We start from the raw sequence: 15,704 nt of genomic DNA on the forward strand, positions 1-15,704 counted from the left end.
GGGGAATCTGGACTGGGCGGGGCGGGTCCGCACTGGTCGGAGCGCGTCCGCACTGACGTTCCGGCTTGGGGCGGGTTGAGGGGACGTAAACGATTGCGCAAGCGTTTACGTGCGTGCTCGGATGGGATACGTTCCCCGCCGGAGGGTCCGCGCGAGGGGTTCGCGCCGGACCGGGGAGTCGAGCCGGTGAGGGGGACGGGATGGCCACCATGGCCGATGTCGCACGGAGCGCCGGGGTGTCCGTGGCGACCGTCTCGCACGTCCTCAACGACACCCGGCCGGTCCTCCCCCGCACCCGCCAGGCCGTCCTGGACGCGATCGACCGCCTCGGCTACACCCCAAACACCCTGGCCCGCTCCCTGGTGACCTCCCGCACCCGCTCCATCGGGCTCGCGGTGTCGGCGATCAGCAACCCGTACTTCACGGAGATCCTCCAGGGCGTCGAGGCCGGCGCCCTGGAACAGGGCTACAGCCTGCTCATAGCCGACCCGCACGACGACCCGGAGCACGAGCGCAAGGTCGTCCAACTGCTGCACGAACGCCGCGTGGACGGCATGATCGTCGCCCCCTCCGCCGACCCGCGTGAACTCGTCGCCTACCTCGGCCGCCACGAGGTCCCGACCGTCTTCCTCGACCGGCTCGTCGACCCACCGGCCGATCGCACGCCCCGCTGCGACCAGGTCTGCGCCGAGAACACCGAGCCGACCGCCCGGCTCGTCACCCATCTCGCGGAGCTCGGCCACCGCCGCATCGCCCTGGTCGCCGGCCTGCCCGGGCTCAGCACCACCCGCGAACGCATCGCCGGCTACCGGCACGGCCTGGCCACCGCCGGCCTCCCCCACGACGAACGCCTCCTGGTTCACGGCGACTCCGAGTCGGCCGGCGCAGAACGGGCCACCGCGGCCCTGCTCTCCCTCGCCGCCCCGCCCACGGCTCTCGTCACCGCCAACAACGCCATGACCATCGGCACGTTGCGCGCCCTGCGCGACCACGGCCTGTCCGTGCCGGGCGACATCGCCCTGTGCTGCTTCGACGACTTCGCCTGGGCGGACCTGTTCTCCCCCCGGCTCACCGCGATCGCCCAGCCCAGCAGGGAGATCGGCGCCCAGGCGGTTCGGGTGCTCCTCGACCGCCTCGCCGCCCCGGACCGGCCCGGTCGCACGGTGCGGCTTCCCTGTGCCTTCGTCCACCGGACTTCGTGCGGGTGCCCGGAGGGACACCTGCCCGCTCGATCCGGTCAGCCTGCCAAGCATCAGCAGCCCCAGAACTTCGCGGAAGGAACCGTCTCGTGATCGTCGTCGCCGGTGAGGCCCTGATCGACCTGGTACCGCAGGGCACGGGTGCCCTCGCGGGGCTGCAGCCCGCGCTCGGCGGCGGCCCGTACAACACCGCCGTGGCCCTGGGCCGCCTCGGCTCCCCCACCGCCTTCTGCTCCCGCACCTCGCAGGACGCCTTCGGCGAGGCCCTCCTCGACGGGCTCCGCGGGGCAGGTGTCGACATCTCCGCCGTGCAGCGCGGCACCGAGCCGACCACGCTCGCGGTCGCCACGCTCGACGGGAACGGCTCGGCCTCCTACTCCTTCTACGTCGACGGCACCGCCGACCGCCTGTTCACCGCCCCCGAGTCACTCCCCGCCGCCACGCGAGCCGTGTCCTTCGGCACCTGTTCGCTCGTCCTGGAACCGGGGGCTACCGCCTACGAGAGCCTGCTGCGGACCGCGGCCGCCCAGGGCGTGTTCACCGCGCTCGACCCCAACATCCGGGCGGGGCTGATCCCCGACGCGGACGCCTACCGCGCGCGGTTCAGGAACTGGCTGCCCTCGGTGTCGCTGCTCAAGCTCTCCGAGGAGGACGCCCACTGGCTGGGCGGCACCCCGCGTGACTGGCTGGCCGCCGGCCCCGCGGCCGTCGTGATCACCCACGGCGGCGACGGTCTCACCGCCTTCGTCCGGGGTGGGGCCGTGTACCCCGTGCCGGGCGAGAAGGTCGACGTCGTCGACACGATCGGCGCCGGCGACACGGTGAACGCGGCCCTGCTGCACGGCCTGTCCACCCGGGACGCCCTGTCCTCGGAGGCGCTCCTCGACCTCGGCCGCGACGGCTGGACCCACCTGCTCCGGTTCGCGGCACGCGCGGCGGCGATCACATGCTCCCGGGCTGGCGCCGAACCGCCGTATGCCTCCGAAGTGGGCGAGGTGTAGGAGCGGTTCGGCTCTGGGCGCCACCCGCTTGCAGCGACCCTTCCCTTTCGAGGCCGCCGCCTTCAAGGGCCGTTCCTCTTCGGGACGCCCGTGCGGTGCCTGAGTCAGCCGCTCACCGCGCGCAACGCTCCCGGTCGGCGCCCGTTGAGGCGGTCGAGGGCCGTGGCTGTGGCCTCGTCGGCGGGGATGTGGACGACCAGGCGCTGACCCTCTTCCGGCAGGGTGAGCGTCTCGTACGACAGGCGCAGGCGGCCCGCCTCCGGGTGGTCGACGAGATCGGTGCCGGCCCGGGCGGGCATGGCCGGGACGGCGGCGAGCCGGTCCCTGAACGCCGCGCCCGCCGTCACCGCCAACTCCGCGGCCAGGGCGGCGACATGGGGGTCGTGCAGCGAGGCCTCGCTGCGGAGGTGGGCGATCTGCTCGTCAGCGAGCCGGTCCCAGTCGGGGTACACGGTGTGCGCCCGGTCGTCGGTGAACAGGAACCGCACGATGTTGGGCGGATCGCCGTCGAGCAGGCCCAGGGGGCCGGCGTACCGCTCGTATCCCCGGGTGTGGGCCACGATGTCGCCGATCCAGTTGAGCAGGACGGCCGGGGCGGGCTCCAGGCGGTCGAGAAGTGCCCGGAGGGTCGGGCGTACGGTGCGGACCGGTGGTGCGGTGGCCGACTGGCAGAGCACCTTGTCCACGCCGTGTTCCTTGGCCAGGCGGGCCAGCAGGATGTGGTCCGGGGTCGTCAGCCGCAGGGCTTCGCTGAGGGCGCTCAGTACCTGGGGCGAGGGGTTGCGGTCACGTCCCTGTTCGAGCCGGGTGAGGTACTCGACGCTGATGCCGGCGAGGGTGGCCAGCTCGGCTCGGCGCAGCCCTGGTGTGCGGCGACGGGAGCCCGTGGGCAGGCCCACCTCCGCGGGCGTGACGGCTTCACGGTGGGTGCGCAGGAAGGTCCCCAACTCGTTGTCGCTCACCTGTCGAACGTACAACGCGTGCCGCCGCGGAGGATGTCCCTGTCACTACCACTCTTCGCCCGGCCTCCCTTCCCCGGCCCGGAACTCGCAGGGTGGGGACATGACTTACGACAACCCCGCGAACTCCGCCGCCACGTCCGTCGCCGCTCTGCCGCTCGCGCCCGGCGACTGGGAGCTCGACCCGCTGCACTCGGCCGTCAACTTCACCATCCGGCACCTCGGGATCGCCAAGGTGCGCGGCCGGTTCACCGACTTCACGGCCGGGCTGTCCGTCGGCGGTACGGCCGACGAGGTGCGGGTGAGTGCCGATATCGCTCTTGCCTCTGTTGACACCGGGAACTCCGACCGGGACGCGCATACCCGCTCGGCCGAACTGCTCGACGTGCAGAAGCGGCCGACGATGTCCTTCCGCTCCACGCGCGTGTCCGGGCGGGGTGAGGACTGGTCGATGGAAGGGGACCTGACCATCGGGGACGTGACCCGCCCGGTCACACTCGCCGTCGAGTTCGGCGGGGCCGTGGACCATCCTGTGGAGCAGAGGAAGCACGCCGGGTTCGAGGCGACGGGTGAGATCCGGCGCAGCGACTTCGGGCTGGACTTCGGAGCCGGTTTTCTCGGTGATGTTGTCAAGGTTCATCTGGACATGCAGTTCGTGGAACCCGTCGGACCGCAGGGCCAGGGTGGCTGATGGTTGAACGAGCGGTGCCCCGCGGGAAGTTCCCGCGAGGCACCGTACTTTTCTGGATTTGTCAGGCCGTGTTGCTCGTAGGTATCAGGCCTCTCGTGGGCTTCAGGCCTTCCGCGCCCTCGTCGTCTTCTTCGCCGGGGTCGCCTTCTTGGTGGCCGCGGCCGCCTTCTTCGTGGCCGTGTTGTTGGTGGTCCCGGCCGCAGCGGTCTTGGCCGTCGCCGTCTTCTTCGCCGTCGACTTGGCCGCGACCGTCTTCCTGGCCGCCGCCTTGCGCGGGGCCTTCACCGAGGCCGCGTCGCTGATGCGGTCGGCGCCGAGGATCTCCCGCAGGAACTTGCCGGTGTGGCTGGTCGGGACTCCGGCGACCTCCTCCGGCGTGCCCTCCGCGACGACGAGTCCGCCGCCCGCGCCACCCTCGGGGCCCATGTCCACGACCCAGTCCGCGGTCTTGATCACGTCGAGGTTGTGCTCGATGACGATGACCGTGTTGCCCTTGTCGACCAGGCCTGACAGGACCTTCAGGAGCTTGCTGATGTCCTCGAAGTGCAGACCGGTGGTCGGCTCGTCCAGGACGTACACCGTGCGTCCGGTGGAGCGCTTCTGCAACTCGCTCGCGAGCTTCACGCGCTGCGCCTCACCGCCGGACAGGGTGGTCGCGGACTGGCCGAGACGGACGTAGCCGAGACCGACGTCGTTGAGCGTCTTGAGGTGGCGGTTGATCGCCGGCACGGCCTCGAAGAAGTTCATGGCCTCTTCGATGGGCATGTTCAGGACCTCGGCGATGGACTTGCCCTTGTAGTGGACCTCCAGGGTCTCCCGGTTGTACCGGGCGCCGTGGCAGACCTCGCACGGGACGTAGACGTCCGGGAGGAAGTTCATCTCGATCTTGATGGTGCCGTCGCCCGCGCAGTTCTCGCAGCGGCCGCCCTTGACGTTGAAGGAGAAGCGGCCCGGCAGGTAGCCGCGGACCTTCGCCTCGGTGGTCTCGGCGAACAGCTTGCGGACGTGGTCGAAGACGCCGGTGTACGTCGCCGGGTTGGAGCGCGGGGTACGGCCGATGGGCGACTGGTCGACGTGCACGACCTTGTCGACGAGGTCGTCGCCGTCCACGCGCGTGTGCCGGCCGGGCACGCTCCTCGCGCCGTTCAGCTCACGGGCCAGGTGCGTGTACAGGATGTCGTTGACCAGCGTCGATTTGCCGGAGCCGGACACACCCGTGACGGCCGTGAACACGCCCAGCGGGAAGGAGACGTCGATGTCCTGGAGGTTGTTCTCGCGGGCGCCGTGCACCGTGAGCCGGCGGGTCGGGTCCTGCGGGCGCCGGATGTCGGGCAGCGGGATCGACTTCTTGCCGGACAGGTACTGACCGGTCTGCGACTCGGCGTTGGTGAGCAGCTCCTTGAGGTGGCCGCTGTGCACCACCTTGCCGCCGTGCTCGCCCGCGCCGGGGCCGATGTCGACGACCCAGTCGGCGACCTTGATGGTGTCCTCGTCGTGCTCGACGACGATGAGCGTGTTGCCCATGTCGCGCAGGCGGACGAGGGTCTCGATCAGCCGGTGGTTGTCGCGCTGGTGCAGGCCGATGGACGGCTCGTCGAGGACGTAGAGGACGCCGACGAGACCGGAGCCGATCTGGGTGGCCAGGCGGATGCGCTGGGCCTCGCCGCCGGAGAGCGTGCCGGCCGCGCGGTTGAGCGAGAGGTAGTCGAGGCCGACGTCGACCAGGAAGCGCAGCCGCTCGTTGACCTCCTTCAGCACGCGCTCGGCGATCTTCTTGTCACGGGCGTTGAGCTTCTGCTCACCCAGGAAGTCCGCGCAGTCGCTGATGGACATCGCGGAGACCTCGGCGATCGACTTCTCCATGACGGTGACCGCCAGGACGATCGGCTTCAGGCGCGTGCCCTCACAGGTGGGGCAGGGCACCTCGCGCATATAGCCCTCGAAGCGCTCGCGGCTGGCGTCGCTCTCGGCCTCGCTGTGCCGGCGCTTCACGAAGGGGACAGCGCCTTCGAAGGGCGTCGTGTAAACACGCTCGCGCCCATACCGGTTGCGGTACCGGACCTCGATCTGCGTCTTGTGGCCGTACAGCAGCGCCTTCTTGGCGCGCTGCGGCAGGCCGGCGAAGGGGATGTCCGTCCGGAATCCCAACGCGTCGGCGAGGGCGCCGATCAGACGGCCGAAGTAGTCCTTGGTGTGCCCGTGCGACCAGGGGTGGATGGCGCCCTCGTCGAGGGACTTGTCCTCGTCCGGGACGATCAGCTCGGGGTCGACCTCCATGCGCGTGCCGATGCCGGAGCAGTCGGGGCAGGCGCCGAAGGGCGAGTTGAAGGAGAAGGAGCGGGGCTCCAGCTCCTCGAAGGACAGGTCGTCGTACGGGCAGTACAGATGCTCCGAGAACATGCGCTCGCGCTCCGGGTCGTCCTCGGGGAGGTCGACGAAGTCGAGCACGACCATGCCGCCGGCGAGCCCGAGAGCGGTCTCCACGGAGTCGGTGAGGCGGCGCTTGGCGGAGTCCTTCACCGTGAGGCGGTCGATGACCACCTCGATGGTGTGCTTCTCCTGCTTCTTCAGAGTGGGCGGGTTGGAGAGCTGGACGGTCTCGCCGTCCACCCGCGCGCGGCTGTAACCCTTGGTCTGGAGATCGGCGAAGAGATCGACGAACTCTCCCTTGCGCTCGCGCACCAGGGGCGAGAGCACCTGGAAGCGGCTCCCCTCCGGCAGCTCCAGGACCCGGTCGACGATGGCCTGCGGCGACTGGCGCGAGATCGGGCGGCCGCACTGGGGACAGTGCGGCTTGCCGATGCGCGCGAAGAGCAGCCGCAGGTAGTCGTAGACCTCGGTGATGGTGCCGACCGTCGAGCGCGGGTTGCGCGAGGTCGACTTCTGGTCGATGGAGACGGCGGGCGAGAGACCTTCGATGAAGTCGACGTCCGGCTTGTCCATCTGGCCGAGGAACTGGCGGGCGTACGAGGAGAGCGACTCCACGTAGCGCCGCTGTCCCTCGGCGAAAATGGTGTCGAAGGCCAGCGAGGACTTGCCCGACCCCGACAGGCCCGTGAAGACGATGAGCGAGTCGCGCGGCAGGTCGAGCGAGACATTCTTGAGGTTGTGCTCGCGCGCGCCACGGACGATGAGACGGTCGGCCACGCCGGTCCGCACCTTTCTTGGCTTGAGAGGAGTGACAGGGGCGAGGCCCCCGTGCTTTCTCAGACTAGGGGGAGCCACTGACAACGCCGGTCGGATTCCCGGGACGCATAACAATCCCCGGCCATCCAGCATGCCCGACGCCGCTCCCGACCATATAGCACGCGCATTCGATTTACGGCACAGCTTCACCACCTTCACCCAAAGGTGTGGCGGGACTAGGGTCAGCACCATGATTGATCACGGTCATGACCTGGCATCTGTACGTGACGCGACGAAGCGGCTGCTCACCGCAGCGGCCGAACTGGACAACGCTTCGGTGGCCGAGGCGTCACGGCTGCCGGGCTGGACCCGCGGCCACGTCCTCGCCCACCTCGCCCGTAACGCGGACGCCCTGGTGAACGTCTTCGAGGGCCGCCCCATGTATCCCTCCGGCGACGCCCGGGACGCCGACATCGACCGGGACGCCCCGCGCCCCCTCGACGTCCAGGTCGCCGACCTGCGCGAGAGCGCCGACCGCTTCCAGGCGGCGGGGGCCGAGCCGGCGGACTGGTCGCGGACGGTGGAGCTGCGCAACGGTGTCACCGACTCCGCGTCCAGGGTGCCGTTCCGGCGCTGGATCGAGGTGGAGCTGCACCATGTCGACCTCGGGATCGGGTACGAGCTGGAGGACCTGCCGGCGGAGTTCACCGAGCGGGAGATCGACTTCCTCGCGGAGCGCTTCTCGAGGCACCCGGGCGTGGCGCCCACGCGCCTGACGGACGGTACGCGCGCGTGGCGGACGGGTCGCGAGGCGGACGCGCCGGAGATCACCGTGACCGGCCCCGCCGCCGAACTGCTCGGCTGGCTCGCCGGGCGCCGCGACGGCTCCGGGCTGACGGTGGCGGGCGGCGCGCTTCCGGAGCTTCCGCCGCTCTAGGAGGCGGACCTCTGCCGTGCCCCGGGGAGGTGCACGGACGACTGCCGGGCCTCCGTCCCGCTATAGGCTGACCGCCATGACGTACAGCGGACAGGTGACGGTCGGCGGCCCGGCGGACGTGCACGAGCTCAAGGACCTGATGATCACCAAGATCGCGGTCGGCCCGATGGACAACAACGCCTATCTGCTGCGCTGCCGGGCCACGGACGAGCAGCTGCTGATCGACGCGGCCAACGACGCGGAGACCCTGGTCGGGATGATCGGCGAGGACGGCATCGCCTCCGTCGTCACCACCCACCAGCACGGCGACCACTGGCAGGCGCTCGCCCGGGTCGTCGAGGCCACCGGCGCGCGCACGTACGCGGGCCGCGAGGACGCCACCGGCATCCCCGTACCGACCGATGTCCTCGTCGACGACGGCGACGTCATCCGGGTGGGGCGCGTGGAGCTCACCGCGCGCCACCTCGTCGGGCACACGCCGGGCTCGATCGCCCTGGTCTACGACGACCCGCACGGCCATCCCCATGTGTTCACCGGAGACTGCCTGTTCCCCGGGGGCGTCGGCAACACCCGTAAGGATCCGAAGGCGTTCGCCAGTCTCATCCACGACGTCGAGACGAAGATCTTCGCCGCGCTCCCCGACGAGACCTGGGTCTACCCGGGCCACGGCAACGACACGACGCTGGGCGCGGAGCGACCGCAGCTGCCGGAGTGGCACGCGCGCGGGTGGTGAGCACCGGCGCACTTGTGTGTACGCGCCCCGTGTGAACCATTCACACGAGCCGATGTCATGCGCGCGCTCGCGGCGCACCTTGTTGCGCAGTCAACTGGAAGCAGCCCCGCACAGGATGACGGCTCCTGCGCGGTACGGGCCGCCGGTCTTTCGATCCCCGCCCTCGGCCGGCGGCCCCGGCGTCCTGTCCGGAAAGGGTTCACGGGACTCTGTCCGGAAAGAGTTCACAGGACCGCAACACGGGTTCCCAGTATGCGGACAATTGCGGCCGTGACCTCGACAAACAGGACGTCCGACTGTCACTCTCCCGCCATGCACCTCGCCCCTCGCGCACTGCGCCGCGCTGTCGCCGCGGCAACCATAGCCCTGCTCGCCACGGCCGTCGGCTGCGCGCCGCAGCCGGAGGACAAGGCGTCCGACAAGGCTTCCGGGTCGGCCGGGAACACCTGCGCCAAGGGCAAGTTGGCCACCCTGACCTCCGGCAAGCTGACCATCGCCACCGACGAACCGGCGTACGAGCCCTGGTTCAAGGACGACAAGCCGGCCAACGGCGAGGGCTTCGAGTCGGCGGTCGCCTACGCGGTGGCCAAGCAGCTCGGCTACGACAAGAGCGCCGTCGTCTGGCAGAGCGTGCCCTTCAACAAGGCCTTCGCGCCCGGTGTGAAGACCTTCGACTTCGACATCAACCAGGTGTCCATCAGCACCGAGCGCAAGAAGGCCGTCGACTTCTCGTCCGGCTACTACGACGTACGCCAGGCCGTCGTCGCGCTCAAGGGCGGCAAGGCCGCCAAGGCGACGAGCATCGCGGGTCTGAAGGGCCTCAAGCTCGGCGCCCAGGTCGGCACCACGAGCCTCAACTACATCAGTGACGTGGTGAAGCCGTCGCAGGAGGCGGCCGCGTTCTCCAAGAACGACCAGGCCGTCTCGGCGCTGAAGAACGGTCAGGTGGACGCGATCGTCGTCGACCTGCCGACCGCCTTCTACATCACCTCGGCCCAGGTGACGAACGCGAAGATCGTCGGCCAGTTCGAGAACCAGGGCGGCACTCCCGAGCAGTTCGGACTCGTCCTCGACAAGGGCAGCGACCTCACCTCCTGCGTGACCTCGGCCGTGGACGCCCTGCGCAAGGACGGCACGCTGGCGAAGCTGGAGAAGCAGTGGCTCTCCGACGCCGTCGACGCTCCGGTCCTCAAGTGACGCTCGTGAAGGGCGACTCCGGCCGGGAGGGCTCTGACGGCGAGGGCGACATGCCCGGCGGGGACGACCCGTACGTCCCCTCGCAGCGGCGCCTGGACCGCGAGCGGTACAAGCGCGCACGCGCGCGTAGAGCGACCGCGATCGCCGCGCTGTCGACCCTGCTCACGGCCGTCGTCCTGTACGTGGTCGTGGTCAGTGCGCCGGGCTGGGAGCGCACCAAGGAGACCTTCTTCGACGGGCAGTACGCGCGCGAGGCGCTCCCCAAGGTCCTCGAAGGGCTGTGGCTCAACGTCCGGCTGCTGCTGATCTGCGGCGTGCTGGTGCTCGTCCTGGGCATGCTGATCGCCGTCGCACGCACCCTGCCGGGGCCGGTCTTCTTCCCTCTGCGGGCCCTGGCGGCCGCGTACACGGACTTCTTCCGTGGCCTGCCGCTCATCATCAACTTGATGATCGTGGTCTTCGGTGTGCCCGCTCTGCGCCTCCAGGGCGTGACCGTGGATCCCGTGTGGCTCGGCGGTACGGCGCTGACCCTGACGTACTCGGCCTACGTGGCCGAGGTGTTCCGCGCCGGCATCGAGTCCGTGCATCCGTCGCAGCGCGCCGCCGCCCGCTCGCTGGGGCTGACCAACCGGCAGGCCCTGCGCCACGTGGTGCTCCCCCAGGCGGTACGACGGCAGGTGCCGCCCCTGCTGAACGACCTGGTGTCCCTCCAGAAGGACACCGGGCTCGTGTCGATCGGCGGCGCGATCGACGCCGTCCGGGCGTCCGACATCATCGCCCAACGCAGCCTGAACTACACGCCGTACATCGTCGCGGGCCTGGTCTTCGTGGCGCTGACCATCCCGATGACCCGCTTCACGGACTGGGTGACGGCCCGGATGGACCGTCAGCGTGCCCAGGGAGGTGCGATATGAGCGACGCGCCCGTGCTGCGCATGGAGTCCGTCCGCAAGACCTTCGGCGAGTCGGTCGTCCTGCGGGACGTCGCCCTGGAGGTCGCCCCGCACACGGTGACCGCGCTGATCGGCGCCTCCGGTTCCGGCAAGTCGACGCTGCTGCGGTGCGCCAACCTGCTGGAGGAGATCGACGACGGCGCGATCTGGCTGGACGGCGAGGAGATCACCGACCCGCGCGTCGACCAGGACGCGGTACGGCGCCGTATCGGCGTGGTCTTCCAGGCGTACAACCTGTTCCCGCACATGACGGTCCTGGAGAACATCACGCTCGCCCCGCGGCGGGTGCACGGGGTTTCCCGGGAGGAGGCCGAACAGCGCGGCAGGGAGCTCCTGGAGCGGCTCGGACTCGGCGGGAAGGCGGGCGAGTACCCGGACCGGCTCAGCGGCGGTCAGCAGCAGCGTGTGGCGATCGTGCGCGCTCTCGCCGTACGCCCCCGGCTGTTGCTGCTCGACGAGATCACCGCCGCCCTGGACCCGGAACTCGTCGGCGAGGTCCTCACCGTGGTGCGCGATCTCAAGGACGACGGCATGACCATGGTGCTGGCCACGCACGAGATGGGCTTCGCGCGGGACGTAGCCGACCAGGTTTGTTTTCTGGACTCGGGCGTCGTGCTGGAGCGTGGAACCGCCGAGCAGATCTTCGGTGACCCGCGGCAGGAGCGCACACAGCGCTTCCTGCGGCGGATCGTGGAGGCGGGGCGGCTGTAAGACTCGCGCGCCTGGTCAACACCCCTTACGCGGCTGCCTCCAGCGCGCGCCTACGCGTCGACCTGTGCCGGTCCCACCAGCGCCGCCACCCGCTCCACACCGAACACGTACCCCTGCACGCCACACCCCGCGATGACCCCGTCGGCGCGCAGCGAGACGTAGGAGTGGTGCCGGAAGGACTCGCGTTGGTGGATGTTGGAGATGTGCACCTCCAGGACGGGCAGTCCGTCGCAGGTGTTGAGTGCGTCCAGAATCGCGACCGACGTGTGCGAGTAGGCGCCGGGGTTGATCACGATGCCGCAGTGGTTCAACCGCGCCTCGTGGATCCAGTCGACCAACTCGCCCTCGTGGTTGGACTGGCGGAAGTCCACGGTGCCGCCGTGCGCGGCCGCCGCCTTGGCGCACAGGGCCTCGACGTCGGCCAGCGTGTCCTTGCCGTAGATCTCCGGCTGGCGCTGGCCGAGCAGGTTCAGGTTGGGCCCGTTGAGGATCATGATCGGGGCGTTGGCCAGGGTGCGGGGCACGGTTCCTCCGGTCCGGTGAAGGGGGGCAGCTCAGACCCGGTTTATCACGATGCACCGGGCGCGGTGCGACCCGTACCCTCCCCGCATGACGACGATCGCGTACCCGCCCAAGCCCGCTCCCGGCGACCGCATTGCCATCGTCTCGCCGTCCGCCGGCCTCCCTGGGCTGTTCCCGCGCCCCTACGAACTCGGCCTGGAGCGGCTGCGCAGGGACTACGGGCTCGAACCGGTCGAGTATCCGGCGACGCGCAGGATGGGCTCGACGCCGCGGGAGCGCGCCGACGACATCCACGCCGCGTTCGCCGACCCGGACATCAAGGCGGTGATCGCGTCGATCGGCGGCGACGACCAGATCACCGTCCTGCCGCTGCTGGACCGGGAGTTGATCCGCGCCAACCCGAAGCCGTTCTTCGGGATGAGCGACAACACCAACTTGCTCACCTTCCTGTACAACACCGGAATCGTCGGCTACCACGGCGCGACGGTGATGACGGCGCTCGGGCGACCGGTGGCCATGGACCCGATGACGGCCGAGTCGCTGCGGGCCGCGCTGTTCACCTCCGGCGAGTACGAACTCGGGCCCGCCGAGCGCTGGAGCGACGTCGACCGCGACTGGGCCGACCCCGCGACCTTCGACGCCGAGCCGGAGACCCGGCCCGGCACCGGCTGGACCTGGACGAACGCCGCCGATCGCGTGGTCGAGGGCCACAGTTGGGGCGGCAATCTGGAGATCCTGGGCTGGCTGCTGATGGCCGACCGCGAGATCGCGCACGACCTGAGCGCGTACGACGGCGGAGTGCTGCTCCTGGAGACCTCCGAGGAACTGCCCGGCGCCACCGAGGTCTTCCGCACCCTGCGCAACATGGGCGAACGCGGGCTCCTTCAACGCTTCTCCGCGCTGCTGATGGGCCGTGCCAAGACCTGGTCCTTCGAGCACCCCAACGGCCCGGCGGAGGCGGCCCGTTACGCCACCGAGCAGCGTGAAGCCGTGCTGCGAGCCATACACATGTATGCCCCCAACACCCCGATCGTCTTCGACGTGGAATTCGGCCACACCGATCCACAACTCGTCATCCCCTACGGCGGTCTCGTCCGCGTCGACGGCCCCGCCCGGCGCATCACCGTCACGTACTGACGCGGTCCCCGCGCGCCCGCGCGCCCCCGTAACCCGCTGTCACCGTGGGTAGTTGACGCGGCATGCACGACGTACGCACCGTAAGGGCACCCTCCATGCTGCGGCTGGCGACGGGCTCGCTCGCCGGGACGGCCATCGAGTTCTACGACTTCTTCGTCTACGGGACCGCGGCCGCGCTGGTCCTGGGGCCGTTGTTCTTCCCGACGTTCTCCCCGTTGGCGGGGACGCTGGCGGCTTTCGCGACCTTCGGGGTGGGGTTCGTGGCGCGGCCGCTGGGTTCGGTGCTGTTCGGGCACATCGGGGACCGGCGTGGCCGACGGCCGGTCCTCGTCGCCTCGTTGCTGCTGACCGGCGCCTCGACGGTCGCCGTCGGCTGTGTGCCGACGTACAACACCATCGGTGTGATGGCGCCCGTGCTGCTCCTGATCCTGCGGTTCCTGCAGGGGCTGGGGCTCGGCGGCGAGTGGGGCGGGGCCGTGCTGCTGACCGCGGAGCACGCGCCCCCGGAACGGCGTGCCCTGTGGTCGAGTTTCCCGCAGGTCGGGCCCGCGCTGGGCTTTCTGCTCGCCAACGGTGTGACGCTGGCGCTGTCGGCTTCACTGTCCGAGGCACAGTTCGCCGCGTGGGGGTGGCGGGTGCCGTTCTGGGCGGCCGGGGTGCTGGCCGCGGTGGGGCTGTGGCTCAGGTCGTCGCTCACCGAGAGCCCCAGCTTCCTCGAAATCGACGACCACGCGCGCGTGCCGCTCGCGGAGGTCGTGCGCGACCACTGGCGGCTCGTCCTGCTGACGGCCGGGGCGCTGGCGGTCGGGTACGCCATCTTCTACGCCGTCACGACCTGGTCCCTCGCCTACGCGACGGAGCGGCTCGGGGTGAGCCGTACCGTCATGCTGACCTGCATCATGGCCGCCGTGGTGGTCAAGGGCGCGCTCACCCCGCTGGCCGCGCTGCTCGGGGACCGTTACGGACGGCGGCCGATGTGCCTGGCCGGATGTACCGCCGCTGTCCTGTGGATGTTCCCCACGGTCGCGCTGCTCGCCACCGGTGAGCCGCTGTTGATGTTCCTCGGCTTCCTGGGCGCGCTGCTCGCGTTCGTGGCGATGTTCGGGGTGATCGCCGCGTATCTGCCGGAGCTGTACGAGCCGCGGGTGCGCTGCACGGGAGCCGCCGTCGGCTACAACCTCGGCGGAGTACTCGGCGGCGCGCTGACGCCGATCGCGGCGACGGCGCTGGCCGAGCACGGGGGCCGGGTGCCGTGGGGCGTGGGTGCGTATCTGACGGCGATCGCGCTGCTGAGCCTGGGGTGCTTCGCCCTGTTGCCGGAGACGCGGCCGGTGCCGGCGGGAGCGGCGGTGGAACCGGCCGCCGGGTGACGGTGGGGAAGCGTGAAGGCACGTTTCTGCTATGGGTTGATCGCCAGCTCCAAGTACGCCGCGAACAGCACCAGATGGACGCCTCCCTGCAACGGCGTGGCCCGGCCCGGCACCACCGTCAGCGAGCTGACGACAATGGTGAGGGCGAGCAGCACCATGTGCGTGGAACCGAGACCCAGGACGAGCGGACCGGAGAGCCAGATGGAGGCCAGGGCGACCGCGGGGATGGTCAGGCCGATGCTGGCCATGGCCGAACCGAGCGCGAGGTTCAGACTGGTCTGGACGCGGTCGCGGCGGGCGGAGCGCAGGGCGGCGATGGTCTCGGGGAGCAGCACCAACAGGGCGATGATCACGCCGACGACGGCGTGGTGCAGTCCGGCGGCCTCCACTCCCGACTCGATGGTGGGCGACACGCCCTTGGCCAGGCCGACCACGCCGATCAGCGCCAGGCCGAGCAGGCCCAGGCTGGTCCAGGCGGTACGGGCGGACGGCGCGTCGGCGTGGTCGTCCGCGGTGATGACGTCGCCCTGGCGGGTGATGGGCAGGAAGTAGTCGCGGTGCCGCACGGTCTGGGTCGCGACGAACAGGCCGTACAGGATCAGGGACGAGATCGCCGCGAAGGTGAGCTGTACGCCGGAGAACTCCGGGCCCGGCTTGCTGGTGGTGAACGTCGGCAACACCAGGCTGAGCGTGGCCAGGGTGGCGACGGTCGCGAGGGCGGCGCCGGTGCCCTCCGGGTTGAAGACCGCGGTGCCGTGGCGCAGGGAGGCGACGAGGAGACAGACGCCGACGATGCCGTTGCAGGTGATCATCACGGCGGCGAAGACCGTGTCCCGGGCCAGGGTGGAGCTCTTGTCGCCGCCGTCGGCCATCAAGGTGACGATCAGGGCGACCTCGATGATCGTGACGGCGACGGCGAGCACGAGGGAGCCGAAGGGTTCGCCGACCCGGTGGGCCACCACCTCGGCGTGATGGACGGCGGCCAGCACGGCCCCTGCGAGGACCAGCGTCACCAGCGCGACGACCGCACCCGGCAGATCCCGCCCCCAGGTGAAGGCCAGCAGGACGACCGCCAGCACCGGCACGAGGAGCGTCCACTGCGTGGTGAGCGACCTGAGCCGAGCGATCATGACGCGATCCTCGCAGAGGGACACAGGCCCCGCATTCCG

Annotated in this window: 14 protein-coding genes; 10 read left to right on the forward strand and 4 right to left on the reverse strand. The window is 70.3% G+C overall.

What is annotated here, in order from left to right; all coding sequences use genetic code 11:
* The first annotated feature begins 200 nt into the window (after positions 1 to 200).
* Both ACQEWB_RS12010 and ACQEWB_RS12015 read left to right on the forward strand, forming a co-directional pair.
* On the forward strand, positions 201 to 1,292 hold the full coding sequence (locus tag ACQEWB_RS12010) for a LacI family DNA-binding transcriptional regulator (RefSeq protein WP_432829942.1): 1,092 nt from the start codon (positions 201 to 203) through the stop codon (positions 1,290 to 1,292).
* Entirely contained in the window at positions 1,289 to 2,200 is a 912-nt protein-coding gene (locus ACQEWB_RS12015) for a carbohydrate kinase family protein (protein ID WP_432829944.1), read from the forward strand. Before ACQEWB_RS12010 ends, ACQEWB_RS12015 begins: the two co-directional genes overlap by 4 nt.
* Positions 2,201 to 2,304: 104 nt before the next feature.
* Here ACQEWB_RS12015 and ACQEWB_RS12020 read toward each other — a convergent pair whose 3' ends face one another.
* Complete coding sequence (locus ACQEWB_RS12020; protein ID WP_432829946.1) at positions 2,305 to 3,162, reverse strand: helix-turn-helix domain-containing protein; 858 nt, start codon at positions 3,160 to 3,162, stop codon at positions 2,305 to 2,307.
* A 100-nt stretch (positions 3,163 to 3,262) separates the two neighbouring features.
* Between ACQEWB_RS12020 and ACQEWB_RS12025 the strand changes: the two genes are divergently transcribed.
* Positions 3,263 to 3,850, forward strand: coding sequence for a YceI family protein (locus ACQEWB_RS12025; RefSeq protein ID WP_432829948.1), 588 nt, complete (start codon positions 3,263 to 3,265; stop codon positions 3,848 to 3,850).
* Between the two features lie 102 nt (positions 3,851 to 3,952).
* Here the strand turns inward: ACQEWB_RS12025 and uvrA are convergent, their stop codons facing one another.
* A complete protein-coding gene (uvrA, locus tag ACQEWB_RS12030) occupies positions 3,953 to 6,997 on the reverse strand; it encodes an excinuclease ABC subunit UvrA (protein WP_432829950.1) in 3,045 nt (1,014 codons plus the stop codon).
* A 229-nt stretch (positions 6,998 to 7,226) separates the two neighbouring features.
* Here uvrA and ACQEWB_RS12035 point away from each other — a divergent pair, with 229 nt between their 5' ends.
* The 5 genes from ACQEWB_RS12035 (at position 7,227) to ACQEWB_RS12055 (ending at position 11,506) form a co-directional block, all read left to right on the forward strand.
* Positions 7,227 to 7,913 carry a maleylpyruvate isomerase family mycothiol-dependent enzyme gene (locus tag ACQEWB_RS12035; protein ID WP_432829952.1) on the forward strand — a complete coding sequence of 229 codons (687 nt, stop codon included), beginning with the start codon at positions 7,227 to 7,229 and terminating at the stop codon, positions 7,911 to 7,913.
* Between the two features lie 76 nt (positions 7,914 to 7,989).
* Positions 7,990 to 8,646: an MBL fold metallo-hydrolase gene (locus tag ACQEWB_RS12040; protein ID WP_432829954.1), complete on the forward strand. Its 657-nt coding sequence runs from the start codon at positions 7,990 to 7,992 to the stop codon at positions 8,644 to 8,646.
* 312 nt (positions 8,647 to 8,958) lie between these two features.
* Positions 8,959 to 9,843, forward strand: coding sequence for an ABC transporter substrate-binding protein (locus tag ACQEWB_RS12045; RefSeq protein WP_432829956.1), 885 nt, complete (start codon positions 8,959 to 8,961; stop codon positions 9,841 to 9,843).
* Positions 9,840 to 10,757 (forward strand): amino acid ABC transporter permease, encoded by a 918-nt coding sequence (locus ACQEWB_RS12050; protein ID WP_432829958.1) that lies wholly within the window; start codon positions 9,840 to 9,842, stop codon positions 10,755 to 10,757. Before ACQEWB_RS12045 ends, ACQEWB_RS12050 begins: the two co-directional genes overlap by 4 nt.
* Complete coding sequence (locus tag ACQEWB_RS12055) at positions 10,754 to 11,506, forward strand: amino acid ABC transporter ATP-binding protein (protein ID WP_432829960.1); 753 nt, start codon at positions 10,754 to 10,756, stop codon at positions 11,504 to 11,506. Before ACQEWB_RS12050 ends, ACQEWB_RS12055 begins: the two co-directional genes overlap by 4 nt.
* Positions 11,507 to 11,556: 50 nt before the next feature.
* Here the strand turns inward: ACQEWB_RS12055 and aroQ are convergent, their stop codons facing one another.
* Entirely contained in the window at positions 11,557 to 12,030 is a 474-nt protein-coding gene (gene aroQ / locus ACQEWB_RS12060; protein WP_432829962.1) for a type II 3-dehydroquinate dehydratase, read from the reverse strand.
* Between the two features lie 85 nt (positions 12,031 to 12,115).
* On the opposite strand from aroQ, the gene ACQEWB_RS12065 reads away from it, so the two are divergent.
* Positions 12,116 to 13,165 (forward strand): S66 family peptidase, encoded by a 1,050-nt coding sequence (locus tag ACQEWB_RS12065; protein WP_432829964.1) that lies wholly within the window; start codon positions 12,116 to 12,118, stop codon positions 13,163 to 13,165.
* 62 nt (positions 13,166 to 13,227) lie between these two features.
* Entirely contained in the window at positions 13,228 to 14,535 is a 1,308-nt protein-coding gene (locus ACQEWB_RS12070) for an MFS transporter (protein WP_432829966.1), read from the forward strand.
* A gap of 29 nt (positions 14,536 to 14,564) precedes the next feature.
* On the opposite strand, the gene ACQEWB_RS12075 is transcribed toward ACQEWB_RS12070, so the two are convergent.
* Positions 14,565 to 15,665 carry a calcium:proton antiporter gene (locus ACQEWB_RS12075; RefSeq protein ID WP_432829968.1) on the reverse strand — a complete coding sequence of 367 codons (1,101 nt, stop codon included), beginning with the start codon at positions 15,663 to 15,665 and terminating at the stop codon, positions 14,565 to 14,567.
* Between the last annotated feature and the right edge of the window lie 39 nt (positions 15,666 to 15,704).

It is taken from the genome of Streptomyces sp. CA-249302 (genome assembly GCF_050936785.1).
In the GTDB taxonomy this organism is placed as follows: domain Bacteria; phylum Actinomycetota; class Actinomycetes; order Streptomycetales; family Streptomycetaceae; genus Streptomyces.

Excerpts from the sequence above, each read along its gene's own strand:
- ACQEWB_RS12010 (WP_432829942.1), top strand. The coding sequence starts at position 201 with ATGGCCACCATGGCCGATGTCGCACGGAGCGCCGGGGTGTCCGTGGCG.
- ACQEWB_RS12025 (WP_432829948.1), top strand. The coding sequence starts at position 3,263 with ATGACTTACGACAACCCCGCGAACTCCGCCGCCACGTCCGTCGCCGCT.
- ACQEWB_RS12035 (WP_432829952.1), top strand. The coding sequence starts at position 7,227 with ATGATTGATCACGGTCATGACCTGGCATCTGTACGTGACGCGACGAAG.
- ACQEWB_RS12040 (WP_432829954.1), top strand. The coding sequence starts at position 7,990 with ATGACGTACAGCGGACAGGTGACGGTCGGCGGCCCGGCGGACGTGCAC.
- ACQEWB_RS12045 (WP_432829956.1), top strand. The coding sequence starts at position 8,959 with ATGCACCTCGCCCCTCGCGCACTGCGCCGCGCTGTCGCCGCGGCAACC.
- ACQEWB_RS12055 (WP_432829960.1), top strand. The coding sequence starts at position 10,754 with ATGAGCGACGCGCCCGTGCTGCGCATGGAGTCCGTCCGCAAGACCTTC.
- ACQEWB_RS12065 (WP_432829964.1), top strand. The coding sequence starts at position 12,116 with ATGACGACGATCGCGTACCCGCCCAAGCCCGCTCCCGGCGACCGCATT.
- ACQEWB_RS12070 (WP_432829966.1), top strand. The coding sequence starts at position 13,228 with ATGCACGACGTACGCACCGTAAGGGCACCCTCCATGCTGCGGCTGGCG.
- ACQEWB_RS12075 (WP_432829968.1), bottom strand. The coding sequence starts at position 15,665 with ATGATCGCTCGGCTCAGGTCGCTCACCACGCAGTGGACGCTCCTCGTG.